Below are 23,941 nucleotides of genomic sequence, written 5' to 3' on the forward strand. Positions count from 1 at the left end.
CAGTCAGCTCACATCAAGTTGGTGCGGTGCAGCGCCCCGCGGGGGCGCTCCGGAGCCGGGCCTATCGCTTGGCCGGGAGCATGAAGACCTGCCCCGGATAGATCAGATCGGGACTTCGGATCTGCTCCCGGTTTGCCTTGTAGATGACCGCGTAGCGCGTGCCGCCCCCGAGCAGGCGGCGGCTGATGTGCCACAAGCTATCGCCGCGGGCGACCGTGACCGTCGTCATCTTCGGCTCGCCTCTGGCAGCGGGCACGATCGCCTCACGCGGGTTGCCTGCAGCTGCGACCAGCGTGGACTGAGCGGCCGCGCGAGCCTTGGCCCTCTCGGTCCCCGCAACAGCCGAGGACAGCGATGCAGTCGTCGCGTCGTCGGGCAGGCTCAACGGGACCTCGGCGCGCGCCTGGACGGAGCCGGATGCCGGATCGACCTCGTCGAGCCTGATCCGGTCTTTGCCCGCCCGGCTGACGTCCTTGCCGATCGCGATGCTGAGACGTCCGTCGGCACCCGCCACCGTCGATGAGATCAGGCGATCGTTCAAATAAAGCCTCACCGTCGCGCCCGGACGCGCCCGGCCGTTGACGCGCAGGACGCCATTCGTCTCGTGATCCACCGCGTCCACCGCCAGCGCCTGCGGGATCGCGCCGGCCGGCTTCGACAGAACGCGCGTCGGCTCATCCGGCGACAGCAGAGCCACCGTGGCCTGCTGCCGCCCGGCCTCGACGTTCACCGCCACGCTCTGCTTCGACGTCACCTCGTGTCCGTCGGCGAGCTTCGATCGCAGGGTCAGATCGTAGGTTCCGGCAGGGAGACGGGGCGGCACCATGGCGAACTGTCCGGCCCGGTCGGCAACGACGCGGTCATGAACCTCGCCGTTGCGCAGCAGCTCCACGGTGGCGCCGGGCGCTGCGCGCCCGGCGACGACGGCGTCACCCGAAGGAGCGACGTTGACGACATCGAACGCCGGACCATCGCTTTCGGCGCCCGACTGTGGAACCAGCGGGCCCAGCGCGTCGGCAAGACCACTCGCCTGCTGCTGCATCGTCGCAAGCGGGCTCGCGCCGCGACCATGGTCCGCGGCGGACGGCGCTTGCTCGGCGGTCGGAACCGATGCGGACTGGCCCGGCGCTTCGGCCGCCGGGATTGCCGCTCCGCTCGCGGCCGTTCTGTCCCGCCCGATGATCGGGACGTCACGGATCAGCGTGGGATCGAACACGACGACCAGCGCTGCCGCCGGGACCACGAGGGCCGCGACCCCAAGAATGATCCGGATCACCGGCTTGCCGCTCATGATCATGCCTCGGTCCATTGCTGGTCGCGTCGATCGCGCGTGTGTCGAGCCATACCATCCGGTCCGGCGAAACACCATTGCAGCCGGGCGGGCACGACACCGGACAATTCCGGGATACCGGCCGCCGAGGCCGCCCATGGCTGGCCCGGCCGCGCCCGGACCCGGCCGGCTCACGCCGCGCCGAGCGCGTCGACAAAGCGCGACAAATCTTCCCCCAACTCGCCCGGCTCCTCGAGGCCGATGCTGAGCCGCACCAGCACATCCTTGAGCGCCTTGCGCAAGGCCAGATCCTTCGCCGCGATCGGGCCGAGCAGCAGGTCGGAATGGTCGCCGACCGACGGGCACGAGACAACATCCGGTCATTTGCGCGACGCGCGTGCCCTGCTCCGGCCTTCGGACGCAATCTGCGCCGCGCATTCGGCGAACACCTGACGCAGGAATTTGTGGCTGGGGTCCTGATCCCTGAACGAGGGCCAGATCATGGACTCGTTCAGGCGCGGAATCTCGAACGGGAAGCCGACGAACTTCACGGGATAATGCAGCGCCAGATCCTGCGCGAGCAGCCGATGCAGTGTCGCGATCCGGTCCGTCCCGCACAACATCCTGGGAAGGAGGCAGTAGGAATCGACCGTACAGGCAATCTTTCGCGGCCGGCCGGCGCGCGGGAAGAACAATTCCTCGAACGAGAAGGTGCCGGCTTCGCCGAGGCGGACGTTGACGTGATCGGCCGCGAAATAATCGTCCTCGGACAGCTTGCCACGCCGCAACGGCCGCTCCCGGCACATCATGCAGACATGATCGTCCGACAGCAGATGCGTCTGCGGATGCGCTATCCGTGATGCATACTGCTCGGGCAATATCAGCAGGTCGATGTCGCCGAGCCCGAACACCTGCTCGACATGCTTGGGCAGATGCGCGATCTCGAGCTGGAATCCGGTCGCGCGCTGCGCGAGCGCGATCGCCACTCGCGACACCAGCACATAGGTCGCGTAGTCGGATGCACAGATCCGGAACGTGCGGCTGATCGTCGAGGGATCGAAGTCCGGCCTCGTGCTGATCGCGGCGCGCGCACGAACGAGCGTGTCCTTGACCGGCTCGACCAGCGCCTGGGCGAGCGGCGTCAGCTCGAACTGCCGTCCGACCTGGGTCAACAACTCGTCCTCGAAGAACTCGCGCAGACGCGCCAGCGCGGCGCTGGTCGCGGATTGACCGAGCCGGAGGCGATCCGCAGCCCGCGTGACGTTGCGCTCGTCGAGCAGCGCGTCGAGCGCCACCAGCAGATTGAGATCGAACCTGTCCAGCCGCATCGCAGCGCGCTCCCTTCCCCTGGACTTGTCACTTGGTATCGATCGTATCGATGACGATGCGCAATTCAATCGATTTTGCCGGATCACGGGTTCGACCTAGCGTGTGCTCGGACCAGCGTCGGCAGAGGGCGCGAAAGCCCGGGCCAAGGGGCCCCCCGCGACTGGTCCGTTCACGGGGAGGGAAACATGAGCCGATCGAGCTCGGGTGGAGTCGTGCTCGCCACGTGCCACGTGGCCGGCATGCTGGACCTGGTGGCGCTGCCGGTCTGGGTCGGAACGTTCATCGAATTCTACGGTCTGTCGCCCGCGCAGGCGGGTGCGACCGTCACCAGCTTCCTGGCGGGCATCGTGCTCGCGAGCCTGGTGACCGCGCGATCGTTCGCGCGGCTCGACGCGCGCAGCATCGTGGTCGGCGGCTTCATCGTGGCCGCTGCGGCGTTCGGCTATCTCGCCGGCAGGCCGCCAGAGCTGGTGCCATTCTGGGTTCTGCCGATCATCCACGCCATCGCGGGCCTCGCAGCCGGTGCCGCCTTGTCGATGACGCACGGCACGATGGGCCGTACCGACAATCCGCACCGCCTGTTCGGCCTCGCCAATGTCGCGCTCGCCGTCTTCAGCGTCGCCTTCTTCGCCACCGTGCCGGCCCTGATCCATGCGATCAGCCCGCGCCTGCTGTTCGCGGTGTTCGCAGCCAGCATGGCGGTCGCGGCGCTCCTGGCCTCTCTCGGCTTCCCGCGCTCCGTCGCCGCCGCCGAGACCGGCGGCGAGATGCTGCACGCGATGCCCGGCCGAGCCTGGCTGATCATCGCCGTCGTGATCTGCCTCGCCTTCAACCAGTCGCTCGTTTTCTCCTTCCTGGAGCGCATCGGCCATCACAAGGGGCTGTCGCAGGACGACGTCACCAAGGTTCTGATCGCCGTCGGCTTCATCAACCTGCTTCCCGGCGCGCTGGCGGCGGCCCTGCAACGACGCCTGTCGCCGATCGCGATCGGCATTGCCGGCCCGCTGCTGCAGGCCATGCTGGCTTTCGTGATCGTCAATGCCCAGGGCTTCTCGACCTACGCGGCCTTTGCGATCCCCTACGTCTCGATCGTGATCTTCACCCACACGTTCCTGTTCGGACTGCTGTCGCAGATCGACCCGAGCCGGCGCGCAGTCGCGGCGACACCGGCGATGATGATGATCGGATCGGCCGCGGGACCCGCCGTCGCCGGCGCGATCGTGGAGAGCCTGGGCTACGGCGGCCTGAGCTACGTGGCCGGAACGATATCCACGCTCGCCGTCGTCCTGATGCTGACCTTCAAGGCACGCACCGCCGCATCACCGGCCATGCTGCGCTCCGCCTGAGCCCCCTGCCCCCAAGGAGAGTCCCATGAACAAACACGTCACGCAGCACAACGGCCTGGAGTTTCCGCAGGATATCGTGTTCTCCGGCTATGCAGCTCCGGTGCGGATCGAAGGCGAGGTGCACGACCTCGAGGTGATCGGCCGCATTCCGGCGGGGCTGGAAGGCGTCTACTACCGCAACAGCGCCGACCACACCTACCCGCCTCTGCTGGGCAAGGACATCTTCCTCAACGGCGACGGCATGGTGCACATGGTCCGCATCCAGAACGGTCATGCCGATCTGGCGATGCGCTACGTCCGTACCCGCAAGTTCCTGATCGAGCGGCAGGCGCGCAAGGCGCTGTTCGGCGCCTATCGCAATCCGTTCACCGATTCACCCGAGGTGGCGGGCGAGGATGCCAACACCGCCAACACCTCGGTGATGTGGCACCATGGCAAGCTCTATGCCCTGAAGGAATCCGGCCGCCCCTACGAGCTCGATCCGGTCACGCTGGAGACCCGTGGCGAGACCGATTTCGGCGGCCAGCTCCGGAGCCGCACCTTCACCGCCCATCCCAAGATGGACCCGCTCACCGGCGAGTGCATCGCGTTCGCCTATAATTGCGAGGGCACGGCCAGCAATGACATCGAGCTCTACACCATCGCGCCGGACGGCGAGTTCACCCGCACCGAGCGCTTCACCGCGCCCTACTGCTCGATGGTCCACGACTTCCTGGTATCACGCAACTACATCGCCTTTGTGATCTGCCCGATGGTCTGCGACTGGGATCGCGTCAGGAAGGGCGAGCCCTATTGGCATTGGGACAGCCACAGGCAGACCCATGTCGCCGTGATCCCGCGCCGGCAGGGCGTGGCCGGCATCCGCTGGTTCACCGCGCCGAAGCTCGCGATGCAGACCCACACCTTCAACGCCTGGGAGCACGGCAGCCGCCTGGTGCTCGACCAGTTCGTCACGGAGTCCGGCTGGCTCAGCCAGTTCCCGGACATCCGCGATCCCGAGGCCAAGGAGCTGCCGCCCTTCGGCGAACGTTGGACGATCGATCTGTCGAGTGCATCTGGCGCCATCGACATCTCGCGCTTCATCGGACACATCGGCGAGATGCCGGTCATCGACCAGCGCTTCGCGATGGCCCGCGTCCGGCACTTCTGGTTCGGCACCAACAATCCCAAGCTCGGCCCGATGCTGCCCTTCGGCCCCAAGGGACCGCCCTTCACCTGCCTCGGACATTTCGACGAGGAGACAGGCAAGCTCGACTTCTACTACGCCGGCCCCGAGAGCTCGCCCGAGGAGCCATGCTTCGTTCCCCGCAGCGCGCACGCAGCCGAGGGCGACGGCTGGCTGCTCAGCATCGTCGGACGGCGGGCGGAGAACCGCACCGATCTCGTCATCCTCGACGCACGCAATCTGTCGGCCGGCCCCATTGCGACAATCCGCTTCCCGTGCCGGGTGCACGAGGGTTTCCACGGCATCTGGGTGAACGCCGACGTCCTTTAACGCATCCGGCCACCGGAGGCGCCAGCCGCGGATCCGCCAGCGCCTCGCGCTGAACGACAAACACTCCAATGACAAAGAGCCTCGCAGCAGGCCTGTCACAACCGGGGAAACACCATGATACGTCTGTACGGCTCGATGCACTCGCGCGCGCATCGCTGCGCCTGGATGCTGAAGGAGCTCGCGCTCGACTTCGAGCACGTTCCGACCGGCTTCACCGACGGCAGCACCCACACGCCGGACTTCCTGAAGATCAATCCCAACGGACGCGTGCCCGCGTTCGTCTCCGACGAGATCCGCCTGTTCGAGTCGCTCGCGATCAACCTTCATTTGGCGCGCCGCTACCGCAGCGACCTTTCTCCGGCCACCCTGGAAGAAGACGCCCTCGTCACCCAGTGGAGCTTCTGGGTCGTGACCGAGATCGAGAAGCCCCTGCTTCTCGCCGCAGCCAATCGCGTCCTGTTCGATGCCGACAAGCGCGATGCCGACGAGCTCGGGATCGCGCTCACCAAGCTCGGCCGTCCGCTGGCGGTCCTCGATCGGCATCTCACCGAGAGGCCCTATCTCGTCAGCGGCCGCTTCACCGTGGCCGACCTGAATGTCGCCGCCGTCATGACGCTGGCCCGGCTCGGCACGCTCGACATGTCACCATGGCCCCATGTCGACCGCTGGCTCGATCGCTGCCTGGAACGGCCGGCCGCTGCGGACTGGAAGACGATCAGTTTCCGCGTTCCGCGGCCCGAGAACCCTCTCGGCATCCTCGCGATGTTCGTCTGAGGCACTATCGCAGATTGAATGAGGAACCGCACATCATGCTGATGCTCGCCGACGCAGTGATCATCATCGACGCCGCGCTGCGCGAAGCGCGTGCGAAGAACCTCGCGCCGCTCGCGGTCGCCGTGCTCGATCCAGGCGGACACCTGATCGCCTATCAGCGCGAGGACGGCGCCGGCATCGTCCGCTTCGACATCGCCTTCGGCAAGGCCTTCGGCTCGCTCGGCATGGGCTTCGGATCACGCGAGCTGAGCCGTCGCGCCGGCAACATGCCGACATTCTTCACGATGCTATCAGCCACGACCGGCGGCCGCCTCGTCGCCTCGCCCGGCGGCGTCCTGGTGCTCGGACCGGACAGGCAGGTGCTCGGCGCCGTCGGCATCTCCGGCGATCTCGGCGACAATGACGAAGCCTGCGCGATCGCCGGCATCGCCGCGGCGGGCTTTCGAACGGAAGAGCCGCCCGGCGCGTGAACCGGTGAAGAACGGCCAAGCGGACCGCCGAAACGGTCCACGCGGCTGATCATCGCTTGGCCGGGAGCACGAAGACGTGGCCGGCCCCACCGCGGGCGGGTGCCCATCATTCGGCTGAAGGGGAGGACCACGCCCGGCAGCAACTCCCTCATCCGAATTCTCCCACGCGATTTTGTTATTTCGTTTTTCCAGAAATCATGTATGATCCCCCCATCCTGCCCTCTCTGCGAGGGGCGTACGCGTCGTCACGGACGTTGGGGCGGGATGCGGTGGACGCGGGCTGCGATGCACGACGGGCATGGCGGTCGCGGACGATGAAGTCGCGTGGTCCTGGCGCCCCGATGCTGGCGCCAAGTTCGTGCCGGTGCAGATGCGCTGGCGCGGATGACGGGGGCAAGAAAGCCGGTCCCCGGGGAGATCGCGTATAAGTTGTTAAAACCATCGCGCAGGGAATGCCGGTTACGGCTTTGCCTGTGGTACCTGCCGCCTGCATTCTTCTCGCAGGCGGGCCATGGGTGAGGCCTTCACCCGGCATTCCCTGCACCCTCGCGTCGAGGGGGCGCTGCCGAAAACCCCGGGTGCACCGCGCCGCGGGAGCTCTTTCTGCACGCTGAATCACATACTTGCGCGCGAGAGCGAGCATTCCATACAAATTGCAACCTTTATGAGCAGTGCGTAGTCGTACGGTGCCTAGGTTTTACGCAACTTTTAAGGAGTCGGCGCCTTCTAGGCGGTGATCTGAAACTCTGCATCCAGTGTCCGCATGCAGGTGGGACAATTTGGAGTCATACCGTGCGCAAAAATCTGCCTGTCACCCACAACGAATACCCGATCACCGACGAGACGCTGATCGTCTCGCGCACCGATCTGAAGGGCAAGCTGACCTACTTCAACGACCAGTTCGTCGATGCCGCCGGCTTCACCCCCGACGAGCTGATGGGCCAGCCGCACAACATCATCCGCCACCCCGACATGCCGGAGGCCGCATTCGCCAATCTCTGGGACACGCTGAAGCAAGGCAAGCCGTGGGCCGGCGCCGTCAAGAACCGCCGCAAGAACGGTGACTTCTACTGGGTACTGGCGAGCGCATCCCCCATCCGCGAGAACGGCCGGATCACGGGCTACACCTCCATCCGCACCAAGCTGCCGGCCGAGCAGCGCGCCGAGGCCGAGAAGGTCTACGGGCTGTTGAATCAGAACAAGGCGCAGGGCTACGCGATCAGCGCGGGCGTCATCCGCCGCCGCTCGGTGTTCGACCGCCTGTCGCTCTTCACGGGTACGCTCAGGGCGCGCCTGATGACCTTGGCCGCGGTGCTGGGCGTGTTCATGCTGATCATCGGCGCGGCCGGCCTGCTGTCGACCCGCTCCACCAACGTCGCCATGAAGTCGCTGTACGAGGATCGCACGATCCCGCTGGCGCAATTGCTCGAGATCAACGATCGCACCTTGCAGAACATGTCGTCGCAACAGTCTGCGGCGGCGAACGGCAAGGCCGGAAAACCGATCGACGGCATCAGGGCGCTGGTGGACGGAAACAGCGCCAGGATCACCAAGGTCTGGGCCGACTACATGGCGAGCTACCTGACGCCGGAGGAGAAGATCGTCGCCGATGCCTTCGCGATCAAGCGCAAGGCCTATCTGGAGGAAGGCATCAGGCCGGGATTGGCTCTGCTCGAGCAGGGCAAGTTCGACGAGGCGAGCCAGCATATCGCCACCAAGGGGCATGATCTGTTCGAGGCCGCCAAGCACGAACTCGACAAGCTCGTTCAGATCCAGGTGAAGGAAGGCAAGGCGCTCTACGAGGAGGCCGAGAGACAATATCTGGTGGTGCTCGCGATCATTTCTGTGATGATCCTGGCCGGTATCGGAATCGGCGCTACGTTCAGCCTGCAGAGCATCCGCGCGGTGCTGCGGCCGCTCAAGGTGCTCAACGACGCCATGCAGAACATCACCGCCGGCAAGCTCGACAACCGCATTCCGGTGGAGCGCGACGACGAGCTCGGCGAGGCGCTGCGCAACCTGCAGACCGTGCAGGCGATCGTCCGTTTCAACAGCGAGGAAGTGAAGGCCGTGCAGCACTCGGCCGAGGTCAAGCGCAAGGCCGGAATGAACAAGCTCGCCAGCGAATTCGAAAGCGCGATCGGCGGCATCGTGCAGACGGTGTCCTCGGCCTCGTCGCAGCTCGAGACGTCCGCCGGCACGCTGACCTCGACCGCGACGCGCTCGCAGGAGCTCGCCACCACCGTGGCCGCCGCGTCCGAGCAGGCCGCGACGAACGTGCAGTCGGTCGCCTCGGCCACCGAGGAACTGACCTCGTCGGTGACCGAGATCAGCCGCCAGGTGCAGGAATCGGCGCGCATCGCCAACGGCGCCGTCGATCAGGCGCGCACCACCAACGACCGCGTCAACGAGCTCTCGAAGGCAGCCGCGAGGATCGGCGACGTGGTCGAACTGATCAACACCATCGCCGGCCAGACCAACCTGCTGGCGCTGAACGCCACCATCGAGGCGGCGCGCGCCGGCGATGCCGGCCGCGGCTTCGCCGTGGTCGCGTCCGAGGTCAAGGCGCTCGCCGAGCAGACCTCGAAGGCCACCGGTGAGATCGCCCAGCAGATCTCGGGCATCCAGGCAGCGACACAGGAATCGGTGTCGGCGATCCGCGAGATCAGCACGACGATCGAGCGGCTGTCGGAAATCTCCTCGACCATCGCCGCCGCCGTCGAGCAGCAGGGCGCGGCGACGCAGGAGATCTCGCGCAACATCCAGGAAGCGTCGCGCGGCACCACCGAGGTCAACACCAACATCGTCGACGTCCAGCGCGGCGCCTCGCAGACCGGCTCTGCTTCGGGCAACGTGCTGTCGGCGGCGCAGTCGCTGTCGCGGGAGAGCGACCGGCTGCGGCAGGAGGTCGACCGATTCCTCGGCAACGTGCGGGCGGCCTGAGCCGCCCCGCGCTCACCGCCCGGTCAGCCGGATCGGGCGGCCCTGACTGATGAAGGCGTAATGGCCGGCGCCGATGCCGCCGACCATCAGCGCCTCGACGACGGGCTCGGCGATCTCACCGGTCGCGGCCCAGTCGATGACGAAATTGGCGCCGGTGCCGCCGCGGGTGTCCTTGATGGGCACGAAGACCTCGACGGTCGCGAACGGCCTCAAGGCGACGGGCTCGTGCAGATGCGCCTCCACCAGCGTGCCAGCCGTATCGTAATAGTTGATGCGCCGGACGATCAGCGGCCGCTGCTCGGAGGCGTTGTGGATGCTCAGCGTCACCGAGAAATCGGCCTGGACCCGGCCCGGGGTCATCGCGACGCTGGAATAGACGGGGACATAGACGGCGCCCGTGACCGTGACGGGCTCCGCCGGAACTGGCGTCAGCGAGCTCGCGAAAGCGGTGGTCACGTCGTCGGCGGCCTGCGCCGCGCCGGCCGCAACAGCTGCGATGAGCAGCAGCGCGAATGCGCCCGTCCGGATGTGACAGATTGCGGGTTTCCTTGCGCGGCGGCACGACATAAGTTGCCGCCTTGGGGGTTGCTTCATGCATGAACTGATCGGCGACATCACGCTCTGCATCCTGTTTGCGTGGGTGCTTGGACTGGCGGCACATAGATGGCGCCAGCCCTCGATTCTCGCTTATCTGGTCGCGGGCTTCGCCATTGGCCCCTTCGGCACCGGCTGGGTCAAGTCCCAGGAGTCGATTTCGGTGATCTCCGAGCTCGGCCTGATCTTCATGCTGTTCATGATCGGGCTCGAGATCGACCTCAAGAAGATCATCCGTGCCGGCCCGGTGATTCTGATCGCCGGTGGGGTCCAACTGCTCGGGGGTGCCGCGCTCGGCATCCTGTTCTTCGTCGCGATCGGCATGCGGATGGGCGCCGAGAGCTACGACGCACTCTATCTCTGCGTCGCCTGCGCGCTGTCCTCGACCGTCATCATCGTCAAGGTGCTGTACGAGAAGCGCGAGCTCGACACCCTGCCCGGCCGCATCACGCTCGGCGTGCTCGTGCTGCAGGACGTGTTCGCGATCCTGTTCCTGGCGGTGCAGCCGAGCCTCGACGACCTCCATGTCAGCGTGATCCTGCTGTCGTTCGCCCGCGCCGGCACACTGGTCGCGATCGCCCTGCTCCTCAGCCGCTACGTCTTGCCGCCGGTGTTCCATCGCATCGCGCGTACTCCGGAGCTGATCCTGCTCGGCGCGCTGGCCTGGTGCTTCCTGATCGGCGAGATCGCTGAAAGGCTGCACCTGTCGCGCGAGATGGGCTCGCTGGTCGCGGGCGTCTCGCTGTCGACCTTCCCCTACGCGCTCGACGTCACCGCCAAGGTCACGACGTTGCGCGATTTCTTCATCACGCTGTTCTTCGTCGCGCTCGGCATGACGATCCCGATCCCGACGATGTCCGTGGTGGGGCTGGCGCTCGTGATCGCGCTGTTCACGGTGGCGAGCCGGCTGCTCACGACGTTCACGCCGCTCTACATGATGCGGCAGGGCCTGCGTGCCAGCCTGCTGCCGGCGCTCAACCTCGCCCAGATCAGCGAATTCTCGCTGGTGGTGATCCAGACCGGCGCCGCCGCCGGGCACCTCAAGAACGGCACGTCGAGCGCAGCGTCCTTTGCTTTCGTGCTGCTCGCCGTGCTCTCGACCTTCGTCATCGTACGCTCCGATCCGATCGCGCGGCGAAGTATCCCGCTGCTCAAGCGGATCGGTCTGCGCGACCTCGATGCAAGCAAGGATGGCGAGGCCGGACATGAGGGCGGACACGGCGCCGGACGGCCGATCGTTCTCCTCGGATTCTTCCGCACGGCAAGCGCCCTGCTCAGCGAGATCGAGCGCAACGAGCCAGCGCTGCTGGAGCAGATCGGCGTGGTCGATTTCAACCCCGTCGTATTCCGAACCTTGTCCGATCGCGGCATCCAGGTGACCTATGGCGACATCAGCAACGTCGACACGCTGATTCATGCGGGGGTGGGCCAGGCCGAGCTGATCATCCTGAGCATCCCGGATTCGCTGCTCAAGGGTGCCAATAACGAAAAGCTGGTGCGCCATGTCCGCAGCATCAATGCATCGGCCAAGATCATCGCGACCGCCGACCTGCTCGCCGACGTCAACGACCTCTACGCTGCCGGCGCCGACTACGTGACCGTGCCGCGGCTCAGCGATGCGCAGGTGCTGCTCAACCTGATCCAGGACGTCAGCGCCGGGCTCCTCTCCGAGCGCCGCAGCCAGGCGGAGACGATGCTCGCCGACCGCCGCGAGGTGCTGCCATGAGCCTGGCACGCATCCATCTCCCACAGAACCTGCGATCCTGCTGGACTTGAATCATGGCAAACACGAGCGTTCACGTCGTCGATCACCCGCTGGTCCAGCACAAGCTCTCCTTGATGCGCGAGCGTGACCGCTCGACCAAGGGCTTCCGTGAGCTGTTGAACGAGATCGGCATGCTGCTGGCCTACGAGGTCACGCGCGACCTGCCGCTCGAGCTGGTCGACATCGAAACGCCGATCGCGCCGATGAAGGCGCCGAAGATCGCCGGCAAGAAGCTGACGCTTGCGCCAATCCTGCGCGCCGGCGTCGGCTTCCTCGACGGCATGCTGGCGCTGATGCCGTCCGCGCGCATCGCCCACATCGGGCTCTACCGCGATCCCAACACGCTGCAGGCCGTCGAGTATTACTTCAAGGCGCCGCAGGACCTGAGCGACCGCACGGTGATCCTGATGGACCCGATGCTCGCGACCGGCAACTCCGCCTGCGCGGCTGCCGAGCTGCTCAAGACGCGCGGCGCCCGCGACATCCGTTTCGTCTGCCTGCTGGCGGCACCGGAAGGCATCGCCAAGTTCGAGAAGGAGCATCCGGACATCCCGATCTGGACCGCGGCGATCGACGAGAAGCTGAATGACCACGCCTACATCGTGCCCGGTCTGGGCGATGCCGGCGATCGGATGTTCGGCACGAAGTGATCGTGCGCGTGCAGTTCAGCAGGACGGTCGCGGTGAAGGGCGAATGACGCTGAAGATGCGACCGTCGATCACCAGCAGCGCACTCCCGATCACCAGCGCGCCGCTGATCTCTCCCAACGAGATGCTTTCGCCGAGCACCAGCGACCCGAGCAGGATCGTCGTCAACGGGATCAACAACGTCACCAGCATCACGTTGGTCGCTCCGGAGCGGCGCAGGATTTGGAAGAACACGATATAGGCGAACGCCGTCGACAGCGCCGCAAGGCTTATGACCGCGACCCAGGTCTGCAGTCCGGGAAGCGGGAGACGCCAGGGCTGGTCGACCGCGCCGGCGACCATCAGCATCATCACGCTGGACGCCGAGAGCTGGAAGGTGGCGGTTGCAAGCGGCGGCGAATGGGCGAGATGGCGGCGCACCAGCAGCGCGGCGATGCCGTAGCTGAGCGACGCGCCAAGACCGAACAGAATGCCGTAGCCGCCCGCCGAGCCGCCGAGCCCCGGTCCGCCCCGCAGGATCACGACCCCGACGAGGCCGACGACCAGACCCGCTGCCCGCCGGGCCGACAGCCTTTCCTCTCCCGCGGCGGCCATCACCACGATTGTGAACAGCGGCGTCGTCGCATTGAGGACGGCAGCAAGGCCGGAGGTGATGAACGTCTGGCCGATCACGATCAGGCAGAATGGCACGACATTGTTGAACAGCGCCACGGCAAGGAACGGCAGCCAGCCGACAACCCCCTGGGGAAAGCCGAGCCCGCGCAGTCGCGCCACCGGCAGCAGAATCGCCGCCGCCAGCACGATGCGCAGCAGCACCAGCGTCAGCGGGGGCAGTTCCTTCAAGGCGAGGCCGTTGAAGATGAACGATCCGCTCCACAGCAGCGAGAGCAGGCAGAGCAGCGACCAGTCCCGCGCGTCCATGCTCTCGATCTGGGATGTCATCGCCGCAAACCGCTGTTTCATCCGCGCGAGCCTTGCAGGCGAAGCCTCGCGCCGTCCACCCGCTTTCCGCTGGTGTGCCTACGGCATGGATCTCGGCCGCGACACCAGCTCGATCATGCGGCCTTCGTCCTCATCCGGCATCGCCGCCTTCGTCCGCGCATAAGCATCGACGGCTGCCTGGGCCATGATGGGACGCTCATCAAGTAGCTGCTCGGCGAGCTGCAGCGCATAGGCTGCATCCTTGTGACGGAGCGCCGCGGTGAAGCTTGCATCGGCGAAGTTGCGCGCGATCATGCGCGGCGCGTGGCGCAGAACCTGGGGGCTCGCCGCGACGCCGCTCTGGATCGCCTCCAACACGAGCTTCATGTCGAGGCCGGCCTGCTCGGCGATTGCGAGCCCCTCCGCAAGACCTGCGATCTGCATCGCGCCAAGCAGGTTGTTGATCAGCTTGTAGACTGTCCCGGCGCCCACGGGCCCGAAATGGCGAATGGTCGAGCCGATCGGCGCCAGATACGGCTGCGCGCGGTCGAGATCGGCAGCGTCGGCACCGACCAGCAAGGTCAGCTTGCCGCTCGCGGCCGCGTCGGGCAGCCCGGTCACCGGGCAGTCGAGATAGGTCACGCCGCGCGCATCCAGCTCGCGCGACAGACGCAGCGCATGGTCGCGCGATACGGTCGAGCATTCGATCGCGATCGTGCCGACCCGCATGGTGGCCGCGGCGCCATCCGGCCCGAGCCAAACCGCGCGCGAGGCGTCGTCATCAGCCACCATCGTCACGACCGCATCGGCATCGATTGCCGCATCAGCTGGCGAGGTCGACCAGCGCGCGCCGCGCGCGATCAGATCCTCCGCCTTCGCCCGGCTGCGATTCCAGACCGCCACGGAATAGCCTGCGTCGAGATAACGACCGGCCATACCATGGCCCATGCGCCCGAGCCCGATGAAGGCAACGCGCGCCACGCTCAATCGACGTCCTCGATCGCAGCGCCTGGCGTCGTGCCGAACGCGCGCTGCGCCAGCGTCGCCGCCATGAACTCGTCGAGATCGCCATCGAGCACGCCGGCGGTGTCGGACGTCTGCACGCCCGTGCGCAGATCCTTCACCATCTGATACGGCTGCAGCACGTAGGAGCGGATCTGGTGGCCCCAACCGATCTCGGTCTTGGCCGCCTGGTCGGCCGCCGCTTTCTCCTCGCGCTTCTTCAGCTCGATCTCATAGAGGCGTGCGCGCAGCATGTCCCAGGCCTGGGCGCGATTCTTGTGCTGTGACCGGCCAGCCTGACAGACCACGGCAACGCCGGTTGGGATGTGCGTCAGCCGGACCGCCGATTCGGTCTTGTTGACGTGCTGGCCGCCGGCGCCACCGGACCGCATGGTGTCGACGCGGACATCGGACTCCTTGATGTCGATCTTGATGCTGTCGTCGATGACCGGGAAGATCTGCACCGAAGAGAACGAGGTGTGGCGGCGTGCATTCGAATCGAACGGAGAGATTCGGACCAAGCGATGCACGCCGGCTTCAGTCTTCAGCCAACCATAGGCATTATGCCCGGAGATCTGGATGGTCGCCGACTTGATGCCGGCCTCTTCGCCCAACGATTCTTCGAGATACTCGATCTTGAAACCGTGCTTCTCGGCCCATCGGGCGTACATGCGCAGCAGCATCTGCGCCCAGTCCTGGCTCTCGGTGCCGCCGGCACCGGCGTGGACCTCGAGATAGGTGTCGAACTTGTCAGCCTCGCCGGACAGGAGCGCCTCGAGCTCGCGCCGCGCGACCTCCTTCTTCAGCTCCTTCAGCGCATTCTCGGCTTCAGTGACGACACCGGGATCGTTCTCGGCCTCGCCAAGCTCGATCATCTCGATATTGTCGCTGAGCTCACGTTCGACCTTGCCAATGCCGGTGAGCGAATCCTCCAGCGAGGTCCGCTCCTGCATCAGCCGCTGAGCTTTTTGGGGGTCGTTCCAGAGATTGGGGTCTTCGGCGAGCTTGTTCAGCTCGGCCAGCCTTGCCGTCGATGTCTCGACGTCAAAGATGCCTCCTCAGCAGCCCGACCGACTGCTTGATCTCTTCTACGATTTTCTCGATTTCCGCGCGCATGTCGCTCTCTTCAGGCCACGGCTCGAAGCGCCGCAGCATCGTCTCTCACAGGGGATGTAACGGCGCTCGGCGCAAAGCGCAATCGCTCTGCACCGCACCGGCATCAGTTTCAGCCGGCCCAATGCCTAATAGAGGCTTCCCGTGCCTGGACGGATGATGAAGCTGCCAGCATCAGGCTGGCCGCCGCTCTGCGACGGCATCACGCGTCCATCGGCGTCGGCGACACCGATGACCGAGTAGTTGTCCGGCGGCGCCGTACCAGGTTTGAACGCTTCCATGATCGTGCGGCCGCCGTCGCCAGGGCTCGCGCGCATGCCAGTCTTGGCATCGACACGGACCAGCTTGATGCCGGCCGGGATCTTGAAGGGCGTGGCCGGCTTGTCGGCCAGCGCGAGCTTCATGAAGTCTTTTGCGATCGGCGCGGCCAGATGACCGCCGGTCGCAGCATTACCCCTACCGAGCGGCCGGGGCTTGTCGTAACCCATGTAGATGGCGACGGCGAGGTCCGGCGAGAAGCCGACGAACCATGCGTCCTTGGCCTCGTTGGTGGTGCCGGTCTTGCCGGCGATCGGCTTGCCGACCTCCTTCAGCACGGTCGCCGTGCCCGCCTGCACCACGCCCTCGAGCATCGAGGTGATCTGGTAGGCCGTCATCGTATCCAGAACCTGCTCCCGGCGGTCGACCAGCTGCGGCTCGCTCTGGTTCTTCCAGCCGTCCGGTGCGTCGCAGCCGCGGCACTCGCGGGCATCATGCTTGAAGATGGTGTGGCCGTAGCGGTCCTGGATGCGGTCGATCAAGGTCGGCTTCACCCGACGGCCGCCATTGGCGATCATCGAATAGGCCGTGACCATGCGCATGGCCGTGGTTTCGCCGGCGCCGAGGGCGTAGGAGAGGTAATTCGGCAGCTCGTCATAGACTCCGAACCGCTTGGCGTATTCGGAAATCAGCGGCATGCCGACGTCCTGCGCGAGACGCACGGTCACCGTGTTCAGCGACAGACGCAGCGCGTTGCGCAAGGTCGTGGGCCCGAGATATTTGCCGTTCGAGAAGTTGTCGGGGCGCCAGACCTGCCCGCCCTGCCCCTGGTCGATCTCGATTGGTGCGTCGACGACCTGGGTCGACGGCGTATAGCCGTTGTCGAGCGCCGAAGAATAGACGATCGGCTTGAATGACGATCCGGGCTGCCGGTAGGCCTGTGTTGCGCGGTTGAACTGGCTCTGGTCGAAGGAGAAGCCGCCGACCATCGCGAGCACACGGCCAGTGTTCGGATCCATGGCAACCATCGCGCCGGACACTTCGGGCAGTTGCTCGAGGCGATACTGGCCTTCGACCGGATTGCCTTCCTTGTACAGCGGATCGGCATAGATCACGTCGCCCGGCTGCAGCACCTGGGCGACCGACGTCGGCACCTTGCCACGGCCGTTGGCCGTCGCAGCCCGCGCCCATTTCACGCCGTCAAGCGTGATCAGGCCAGTCTGGCGTTCCTTGCTGACGGCGCCGCCGAGTTCGCGCGGCGGCTGGAAGCCGATGCGGGCGGACTGGTCACTGGTCTCGAGCACCACGGCCATCCGCCACGGTGAGATGTCCGAGAGCGATTTGATGTCGGCGAGCTTCACCCCCCAATCGCCCGAAGTATCGAGCTTGGAGACAGGCCCGCGATAGCCCTGCTCCTGGTCGTACCTCACGAGTCCGGCGACCATGGCCTTGCGCGCCATGACCTGAATCTTCGGATCGAGCGTCGTCCGGACGGACAGGCCGCCTTCGTAGAGCTTCTTCTCGCCATAGCGCTCGAAGATGTCGCGGCGAACTTCCTCGGCGAAATATTCACCCGCAAAGATGTGGGCGCCGGTGTTGCGGCTCGCGATCGTCAGCGGATCCTTGCGCGCCTTGTCGGCGTCGGCCTGCTTGATCCAGCCGTTCTCGAGCAGACGATCGACGACGTAGTTGCGGCGCTCGATGGCGCGGTCGCGATTCCGGATCGGATGCAGGCTGCCCGGCATCTTCGGCAGCGCGGCGAGATAGGACGCCTCCGCCACGGTGAGCTCGTTCACCGACTTGTCGAAATAGACCAGCGACGCCGCGGCGATGCCATAGGCGCCCGAGCCGAGATAGATCTCGTTGAGATAGAGCTCGAGAATCTTGTCCTTCGAGTAGGTGCGCTCGATGCGCATCGCCAGCAGCGCTTCCTTGATCTTGCGGGCGAACGACACCTCGTTGGTCAACAGGAAGTTCTTGGCGACCTGCTGGGTGATGGTGGAGGCGCCCTGCGGACGGCGATTGGAGCCGAAGTTCTGGGCGTAGACCACGGCGGCACGCGCCATGCCGGTGAAATCGATGCCGCCATGCTCGTAGAAGTTCTTGTCCTCGGCGGCGAGGAAGGCATTGATCACGAGCTTGGGAACCGCCTGGATCGGCAGGTACAGCCGGCGCTCCCGGGCATATTCACCGACCAGCGAGCCGTCGACCGCGTGCACGCGCGTCATCACCGGCGGCTCATAATCCTGCAACTGGGAGTAGTCAGGCAGGTCCTTGGAAAAATGCCAGATCAGGCCGGCCGCTGCTGCCACACCGACCAGGAACAAGACGGTACCGGCCGCGAACAGGAAGCCCAAAAACCGCACCAGAAAGCGCATCGGCGAATATCCGTTCCAACTCTTGTTTCGTCTCTCGGCTCGGACGCGGCGCACCCACAGGCGCTACCGCCAAAAATCACACGGTCGGCTGCAATGCCGCGTGACCCATGCCAGAGAAACGCATGGTCAAGCCTATCTGCGGTCAAGCCTATCACAAGTCTGCCGAGAAGGAATCCTCACTGATTCCGGGTGCCTCGCAGCACGTTTATACGGATGTTGCTGTGGCCAAACTAGGGCTTTGCGCGTACCGCCGCCGGCTTGTCCGGCCTCTCGGGGCCCGCGTTGGCGATGCGCTTGGCCAGAAAGGCATCGATCGCCCGCGCCATTGCGTCCGCCGTGCGCGACCGCCATGCGTCGGAGACCAGGTTCCCCATATCGCCCTTATTGGAGACATAGCCGAGTTCGACCAGCACGGATGGCACGTCGGGCGCCTTGAGCACGCGGAAACCGGCCGATTTCAGCGGGCGCTTATGCATATGCACCGCCGTCTTCATGTCGTTCATCAGCACACGGGCGAACCTGTTGGAAAACGTGCGGGTTTCCCGGCGGGCCAGATCGATCAGGATGTCGGCGACGTCAGCCGGCTCCTCGGTCAGATTGACCCCGCCGATCTGGTCGGCCCGGTTCTCGGCCTCGGCCAGCCGTTCCGCCTCGACGTCGGACGCCTTGTCCGACAGCGTATAGATGGTCGCGCCCTGCGCAGTGCCCTCACCTCGCGGCAGCGCATCGGCGTGGATGGAGACGAACAGAGCCGCCGACTGCTTCTGGGCGATGCGGACCCGGTCTCCAAGCGGGATGAAGGTGTCGTCGTCGCGAGTCATGATCACGCGGAACTTGCCCGATCGTTCCAGCCGGTCGCGCAGCGCCTGGCCGAAGGCGAGCACCAGATTCTTCTCCGGCACCTCGCCGCCCTGGGTGCCGTAGTCGATACCACCATGACCGGGGTCGATCACGACCACGGGCCGGGTGTCCGGCGGACCATCCGCCGGAGGGGGGGCGATGGCGACCGTCGTCGGCGGCGGCCGGACTGCCGGCGCAGGGTTTCCTGCGACCGCGACCGACGCCGTCGCGGACCCCGAATCGGCAGCCCTGGGCGCAAGACGGCTGTCGCTGCCGATGGCGCGGGCGAAGGTCGCCTCGTCGACCTCCTCCAGTTCGAGCACCAGCCGCGGCGGCTGACCGTTGGCGGCATCCAGCACCGTGGAGTTGGCGATTCGAGCTGGGCCGGTGAGATCGAAGACGATGCGGGACCCACCGGGCATCACCATCCCATAGCGGAACGCCTTCACCAAACCACGGCCGCTGGTCCCGGCTCCAGTGGGCAGATGAAAGCTGACCTGGGGCAGGTCGACGACGACGCGATAGGGTTCGCTGAGCAGGAAGGTTCGAAACGGCACCGTCCGGTCGAGATCGAGCACGAATCGGGTCTGTCGGGAATCGCCGGCGACCCGTGCGTCGGTGGCGATGGGGAACCCGGGCCCGACCACGGCAGGCGGCACCTGGCCGACCGGCCCGCTCTGGGCGCGGGCCGGAATGACCGCCGCACATAACATTTGCGTGACGCACAGCGACGCGCATCCCAGCAAGGAAAGGTAATTCGCCCGGCCAATTGCCAAATCGATGCCTCCGCGGGATCGTCTTACCGCAACCAATCCCAGGGGTTAACCGCCAAATTTTGTCATTTTCGTTAAAGGCCACCGATTGTTGCGGTTCCGCGACGCTTCGCTTGCGCGACCTGACCATTCCTCGTATGTACGAAGGGCTGAAGGCTAATCCTTACTGCCGGTTGTGTCGCGTTCAACCTCCGGTGAAACGCCGGAAGCTTCGTGATCGGGGTGCTCGATATCGGGTCCTCGGTCGTTGCGAAGAGTCCAGCGCCTTTCCGACGCTCCACCAAAGCCTGCGCGATCCCGCGCGGCCGCAACGGAGAGCCGGTCACGAGCCGAGTGGCGCCTGTCAGGGCGCCTCCTCGCAGAGACCGCCCGGGCACCAGGTCAGACACGGTATAGCCTGATACCGCACCCGTGACAGGGTGGGTATTCGATCCAGGCAAGCGTTTCGGCGCAATCTGGCCTTCGGCAACAGAGAAGGCGGCACCCGCTGCCGCCCACATATTCCAGACGGGCCGACGCTTGATGCGCCAGACTGAGTTGCCAACCATGACCAGCGGACGATCCGCGCCGATGCGGGGCCAGACCCCCGTCCGGCCAATCGCCCCGCCGGCATCAGGGTTGGCGCGGCGCGACCAGCTGCGTTTAGGCCTTCCCCTCACCCCCGAATCAGGTGGACCGTCGCGTCATCCGACAGCGCGCCACGCGCTCGCGGCCAATCGCGCCCGTCGCCTCCAAGAGTTCCAATATGCCCAACAAGATGTTGATCGATGCTACCCACCCGGAAGAGACCCGGGTCGTTGTCGTCCGCGGCAACCGCGTCGAGGAATTTGATTTCGAAACGGCCCAACGCAAGCAGCTCCGCGGCAACATCTACCTGGCCAAGGTTACCCGGGTCGAGCCCTCGCTGCAGGCCGCCTTCGTCGAGTATGGCGGCAACCGCCACGGCTTCCTGGCCTTCAGCGAAATCCATCCGGACTACTATCAGATCCCGGTCGCCGACCGGCAGGCTCTGATCGAGGCCGAGGAGCGCGCGCACCGCGAAGCCGAAGAGGAAAGCGAGAACCGCTCCAACCGCCGCCGCAACCGGCACCGCAGTTCACGGCGCCGCGGCAGCGGCGAACGGGTCCAGAGCGAGATCGTCGAGGCCGCCGAGGCGGGCCTCCCTGCCCCGACCGAAGGGCACGAGGCCGACCACGAGGCGCAAGACCACCACGCCTACGCGCAGGACGATCAGCCGCACGCCGACGCGACCGCTCCCAGCGAGGCGCAGGGCTTCTCCGAAGGCCCGGTCGAGGCTCAAGGTCGGGACGCCTCGGGCGAAGCTCGGCAGGGCGCAGCCGACGAATCGCGCGAGCATGCCGACCGTCAGCCTGATGCCGTCGCCGCGCAGGACCATGACGCTGCTACCGAGCAGCCCGCCGGCAAAGCTGCGGAGGCCGCGAGCGCGCAGACCGGCGACTCGCACGCTGCCGAGGCGGCCAGCCCGGCTGTCGCGGCAGACGAGCACGACGACGAGCATGACCATGAGCATCACGGTCACGACGAGCATCATGACGGCGAGCACGAGCATGATGAGCACGAACATCACGAATACGACCATCATGAGCATGATCACGATGAGCACGACGACGATGACGTCGCTGCCGTGGGCGAACATGCTGATCACGGCGTCACCATCGTGCCCGGCGACGAGAACGGCTCCGACACCGCGTCCGGCGACCATGAGGACGACGAGGACGACGGCGAGGAGATCGAGGAAGAGCTCGTCGAATCCGTCGGCGGCGATGACGTGCTGGAGGAAGTGCCGGAGCGCACCTTCCGTCCGCGCCGGCAGTACAAGATCCAGGAAGTCATCAAGCGCCGCCAGGTGATGCTGGTGCAGGTCGTGAAGGAGGAGCGCGGCAACAAGGGCGCGGCGCTGACGACCTATCTGTCGCTGGCCGGCCGCTATGCCGTGCTGATGCCCAACACGGCGCGCGGTGGCGGCATCAGCCGCAAGATCACCTCGGCACAGGACCGCTCGCGCCTGAAGGAAGTGGTGCAGGACCTCGACGTGCCCGAGGGCATGGGCGTGATCCTGCGCACCGCCGGCGCCAACCGCACCAAGCCCGAGATCAAGCGCGACTTCGAATATCTGCTGCGTCTCTGGGAAACGGTCCGCGACATGACCCTGAAGTCGCAGGCCCCGACCCTCGTGTATGAGGAAGGCTCGCTGATCAAGCGCTCGCTGCGCGACCTCTACAACAAGGAGATCGACGAGATCCTCGTGGCCGGCGAAGACGGCTACCGCGAGGCGCACGATTTCATGAAGATGCTGATGCCGACCAATGTCCGGGCGGTGAAGCAGTATCGCGACGGCCAGCCGCTGTTCTCCCGGATGGGCGTCGAGAGCCAGCTCGACGCGATGTTCTCGCCGACCGTGCAGCTGCGCTCAGGCGGCTATATCGTGCTCAACCAGACCGAGGCGCTGGTCTCGATCGACGTGAACTCCGGCCGCGCCACGCGCGAGCATCACATCGAGGACACAGCGCTCAAGACCAATATGGAGGCGGCCGAGGAAGTGGCGCGGCAGCTCCGTTTGCGTGACCTGGCCGGGCTGATCGTCATCGACTTCATCGACATGGACGAGAAGCGCAACAACCGCTCCGTGGAACGCAAGCTGTCGGACTGCCTGCGGCAGGATCGCGCGCGCATCCAGGTCGGCCGGATCTCGCATTTCGGCCTTCTGGAGATGTCGCGGCAGCGCATCCGGGCCAGCGTGCTCGAAAGCTCGACCGAGCCGTGCGCGCATTGCGGCGGCACCGGTCACGTGCGCTCGGTGTCCTCGGTGGCGCTGCAGCTGCTGCGCAGCCTCGAAGAGACGCTGATGAAGGGCGCGACCCACAATCTCGTGGTCCGCACCCGCACCGAGGTGGCGCTCTACGTGCTCAATCACAAGCGCGGCCATCTGCGTGACCTCGAGAACAGCTTCAAGGTCTCGCTCGCCGTCATCGCCGATCCGAGCGTGAGCGGCCAGCAATCCTTCATCATCGATCGGGGCGAGCAGGTGCACACGCTCGAGGCCGCCAAGGCGCTGCTCGCCGCGCAGGCCTCTGCCCCGCCGCTGGCGGCCGAGGAAATCTACGACGAGGAAGAACCGTTCGACATCGAGACGGAATCCGAGGTCGAGACCGAGGAGACCGAAGGCCTGTCCGAGGACGCAGCCGACGGCAGCGCAGCCGAAGGCGAGCGGGACGGCGCGCGCCGTAAGCGGCGACGGCGCCGGCGTGGCCGCGGCAGCGAAGCCCGCGAGGGCGCGCTCCCAGAAGGCACGGCCGGACTGCAGCCCGCCGAGCCGGGCTCTGCCGCCGAGCAGTCAGCCGAGGACACCGACGGCGAAGACGACGAGTCGGAGGAACAGCCTGCGTTCGCACAAGGCGAGCAGACGGATCAGCCTAGCGGCGAGCGGCGTCCGCGCCGGCGTGGACGCCGCGGCGGTCGTCGTCGGCGCGGTGGCGCGGAAGAAGGTCTCGCTGCGTCGATCGGCGACGAGCTCGCGCCGGCTTCGGCATCGGAGGCAGAAGCCGCCGTGGCCGATTTCGACGGCAATGGCGCTTCCCACCACGACGAGGAAGAGCCCGCAGAACCCGCGGCGCCGGTCCATGCTGCGTCGGCCGCAACCGAGGCCGATGAGCCCGTCGCTGGCGCCTCCGTGCCCACGCCACAGGCTGCTCCGGGACAACCCGAAGTGCAGCAGACCGAGGCTCCGAAGACGGAATCCGAGAAGACCCCACGCCGTTCGACGGTTCGCGAGAAGGTCAGCTTCCTTACCGAGCCGAGGCCGGAGGGCGCGGTTTCAGCCGTCAACGTCGCCGAGAGCAGCGCACCCACTCCGGCTGCCGACGTCGCTGCGTCCGGACCGGTTGCCTCCGAGCCGGCGGCCACCGATTCCTCGTCCCCTGCGGCGCCGCGCCGGGCCGGCTGGTGGTCCCGCCGTTTCGGTGGCGGGCAGTAAGCGCCCGCTCTCCGACGCTTCAATGCAAA

General features: G+C 66.2%; 15 protein-coding genes and 1 pseudogene. 8 read left to right on the forward strand and 8 right to left on the reverse strand.

Annotated elements, in window-relative coordinates; all coding sequences use genetic code 11:
* Positions 1-61: 61 nt before the first annotated feature.
* Positions 62-1,297: a LysM peptidoglycan-binding domain-containing protein gene (locus ACQR1E_RS02510; protein WP_316207687.1), complete on the reverse strand. Its 1,236-nt coding sequence runs from the start codon at positions 1,295-1,297 to the stop codon at positions 62-64.
* 353 nt (positions 1,298-1,650) lie between these two features.
* Entirely contained in the window at positions 1,651-2,598 is a 948-nt protein-coding gene (locus ACQR1E_RS02515) for a LysR family transcriptional regulator (RefSeq protein WP_434862931.1), read from the reverse strand.
* A gap of 186 nt (positions 2,599-2,784) precedes the next feature.
* On the opposite strand from ACQR1E_RS02515, the gene ACQR1E_RS02520 reads away from it, so the two are divergent.
* The 5 genes from ACQR1E_RS02520 (at position 2,785) to ACQR1E_RS02540 (ending at position 9,627) form a co-directional block, all read left to right on the forward strand.
* On the forward strand, positions 2,785-3,945 hold the full coding sequence (locus ACQR1E_RS02520; protein ID WP_316194160.1) for an MFS transporter: 1,161 nt from the start codon (positions 2,785-2,787) through the stop codon (positions 3,943-3,945).
* A gap of 25 nt (positions 3,946-3,970) precedes the next feature.
* Positions 3,971-5,440: a carotenoid oxygenase family protein gene (locus tag ACQR1E_RS02525; protein ID WP_315751684.1), complete on the forward strand. Its 1,470-nt coding sequence runs from the start codon at positions 3,971-3,973 to the stop codon at positions 5,438-5,440.
* Positions 5,441-5,554: 114 nt separating this feature from the next.
* Positions 5,555-6,214, forward strand: a complete 660-nt coding sequence (locus ACQR1E_RS02530; protein WP_315751685.1) for a glutathione S-transferase family protein — start codon at positions 5,555-5,557, stop codon at positions 6,212-6,214.
* Positions 6,215-6,249: 35 nt separating this feature from the next.
* Complete coding sequence (locus tag ACQR1E_RS02535) at positions 6,250-6,684, forward strand: GlcG/HbpS family heme-binding protein (protein ID WP_315826871.1); 435 nt, start codon at positions 6,250-6,252, stop codon at positions 6,682-6,684.
* Positions 6,685-7,476: 792 nt separating this feature from the next.
* Positions 7,477-9,627 (forward strand): methyl-accepting chemotaxis protein, encoded by a 2,151-nt coding sequence (locus ACQR1E_RS02540; RefSeq protein ID WP_434896614.1) that lies wholly within the window; start codon positions 7,477-7,479, stop codon positions 9,625-9,627.
* 12 nt (positions 9,628-9,639) lie between these two features.
* Here the strand turns inward: ACQR1E_RS02540 and ACQR1E_RS02545 are convergent, their stop codons facing one another.
* On the reverse strand, positions 9,640-10,194 hold the full coding sequence (locus tag ACQR1E_RS02545) for a DUF3124 domain-containing protein (RefSeq protein ID WP_316194158.1): 555 nt from the start codon (positions 10,192-10,194) through the stop codon (positions 9,640-9,642).
* Between the two features lie 25 nt (positions 10,195-10,219).
* Here ACQR1E_RS02545 and ACQR1E_RS02550 point away from each other — a divergent pair, with 25 nt between their 5' ends.
* Positions 10,220-11,947, forward strand: a complete 1,728-nt coding sequence (locus ACQR1E_RS02550) for a cation:proton antiporter (protein WP_315826868.1) — start codon at positions 10,220-10,222, stop codon at positions 11,945-11,947.
* A gap of 53 nt (positions 11,948-12,000) precedes the next feature.
* Positions 12,001-12,636, forward strand: coding sequence for a uracil phosphoribosyltransferase (gene upp / locus ACQR1E_RS02555; RefSeq protein WP_315800151.1), 636 nt, complete (start codon positions 12,001-12,003; stop codon positions 12,634-12,636).
* Between the two features lie 15 nt (positions 12,637-12,651).
* Here the strand turns inward: upp and ACQR1E_RS02560 are convergent, their stop codons facing one another.
* The 5 genes and pseudogenes from ACQR1E_RS02560 to ACQR1E_RS02580 all read right to left on the reverse strand — a co-directional run bounded on the left by ACQR1E_RS02560 (position 12,652) and on the right by ACQR1E_RS02580 (position 19,858).
* A complete protein-coding gene (locus ACQR1E_RS02560; RefSeq protein WP_316194157.1) occupies positions 12,652-13,575 on the reverse strand; it encodes a DMT family transporter in 924 nt (307 codons plus the stop codon).
* 78 nt (positions 13,576-13,653) lie between these two features.
* A pseudogene (locus tag ACQR1E_RS02565) lies at positions 13,654-14,556 on the reverse strand (NAD(P)-dependent oxidoreductase); the annotation flags it as partial.
* A protein-coding gene (prfB, locus tag ACQR1E_RS02570; RefSeq protein WP_315712184.1) for a peptide chain release factor 2 occupies positions 14,538-15,672 on the reverse strand; the annotation gives its coding sequence in 2 pieces (ribosomal slippage) (positions 14,538-15,602 and positions 15,604-15,672; 1,134 coding nt in all). The gene prfB and the pseudogene ACQR1E_RS02565, both read right to left, overlap by 19 nt.
* 125 nt (positions 15,673-15,797) lie before the next feature.
* Positions 15,798-18,305, reverse strand: coding sequence for a penicillin-binding protein 1A (locus tag ACQR1E_RS02575; RefSeq protein WP_315712186.1), 2,508 nt, complete (start codon positions 18,303-18,305; stop codon positions 15,798-15,800).
* A gap of 230 nt (positions 18,306-18,535) precedes the next feature.
* Positions 18,536-19,858, reverse strand: coding sequence for an N-acetylmuramoyl-L-alanine amidase (locus tag ACQR1E_RS02580; protein WP_434840687.1), 1,323 nt, complete (start codon positions 19,856-19,858; stop codon positions 18,536-18,538).
* 805 nt (positions 19,859-20,663) lie between these two features.
* On the opposite strand from ACQR1E_RS02580, the gene ACQR1E_RS02585 reads away from it, so the two are divergent.
* Positions 20,664-23,912, forward strand: a complete 3,249-nt coding sequence (locus ACQR1E_RS02585; protein ID WP_434896615.1) for an Rne/Rng family ribonuclease — start codon at positions 20,664-20,666, stop codon at positions 23,910-23,912.
* Positions 23,913-23,941: the final 29 nt, after the last annotated feature.

This window comes from Bradyrhizobium sp. HKCCYLRH1030, from assembly GCF_051168395.1.
Classification (GTDB): Bacteria; Pseudomonadota; Alphaproteobacteria; order Rhizobiales; family Xanthobacteraceae; genus Bradyrhizobium.

Coding starts and splice junctions, on each gene's coding strand:
- ACQR1E_RS02515 (WP_434862931.1), bottom strand. CDS start 2,598: ATGCGGCTGGACAGGTTCGATCTCAATCTGCTGGTGGCGCTCGACGCG.
- ACQR1E_RS02575 (WP_315712186.1), bottom strand. CDS start 18,305: ATGCGCTTTCTGGTGCGGTTTTTGGGCTTCCTGTTCGCGGCCGGTACC.
- ACQR1E_RS02525 (WP_315751684.1), top strand. CDS start 3,971: ATGAACAAACACGTCACGCAGCACAACGGCCTGGAGTTTCCGCAGGAT.
- ACQR1E_RS02585 (WP_434896615.1), top strand. CDS start 20,664: ATGCCCAACAAGATGTTGATCGATGCTACCCACCCGGAAGAGACCCGG.
- upp (WP_315800151.1), top strand. CDS start 12,001: ATGGCAAACACGAGCGTTCACGTCGTCGATCACCCGCTGGTCCAGCAC.
- ACQR1E_RS02530 (WP_315751685.1), top strand. CDS start 5,555: ATGATACGTCTGTACGGCTCGATGCACTCGCGCGCGCATCGCTGCGCC.
- ACQR1E_RS02550 (WP_315826868.1), top strand. CDS start 10,220: ATGCATGAACTGATCGGCGACATCACGCTCTGCATCCTGTTTGCGTGG.
- ACQR1E_RS02545 (WP_316194158.1), bottom strand. CDS start 10,194: ATGTCGTGCCGCCGCGCAAGGAAACCCGCAATCTGTCACATCCGGACG.
- ACQR1E_RS02535 (WP_315826871.1), top strand. CDS start 6,250: ATGCTGATGCTCGCCGACGCAGTGATCATCATCGACGCCGCGCTGCGC.
- ACQR1E_RS02560 (WP_316194157.1), bottom strand. CDS start 13,575: ATGACATCCCAGATCGAGAGCATGGACGCGCGGGACTGGTCGCTGCTC.
- ACQR1E_RS02510 (WP_316207687.1), bottom strand. CDS start 1,297: ATGATCATGAGCGGCAAGCCGGTGATCCGGATCATTCTTGGGGTCGCG.
- ACQR1E_RS02520 (WP_316194160.1), top strand. CDS start 2,785: ATGAGCCGATCGAGCTCGGGTGGAGTCGTGCTCGCCACGTGCCACGTG.
- ACQR1E_RS02580 (WP_434840687.1), bottom strand. CDS start 19,858: ATGTTATGTGCGGCGGTCATTCCGGCCCGCGCCCAGAGCGGGCCGGTC.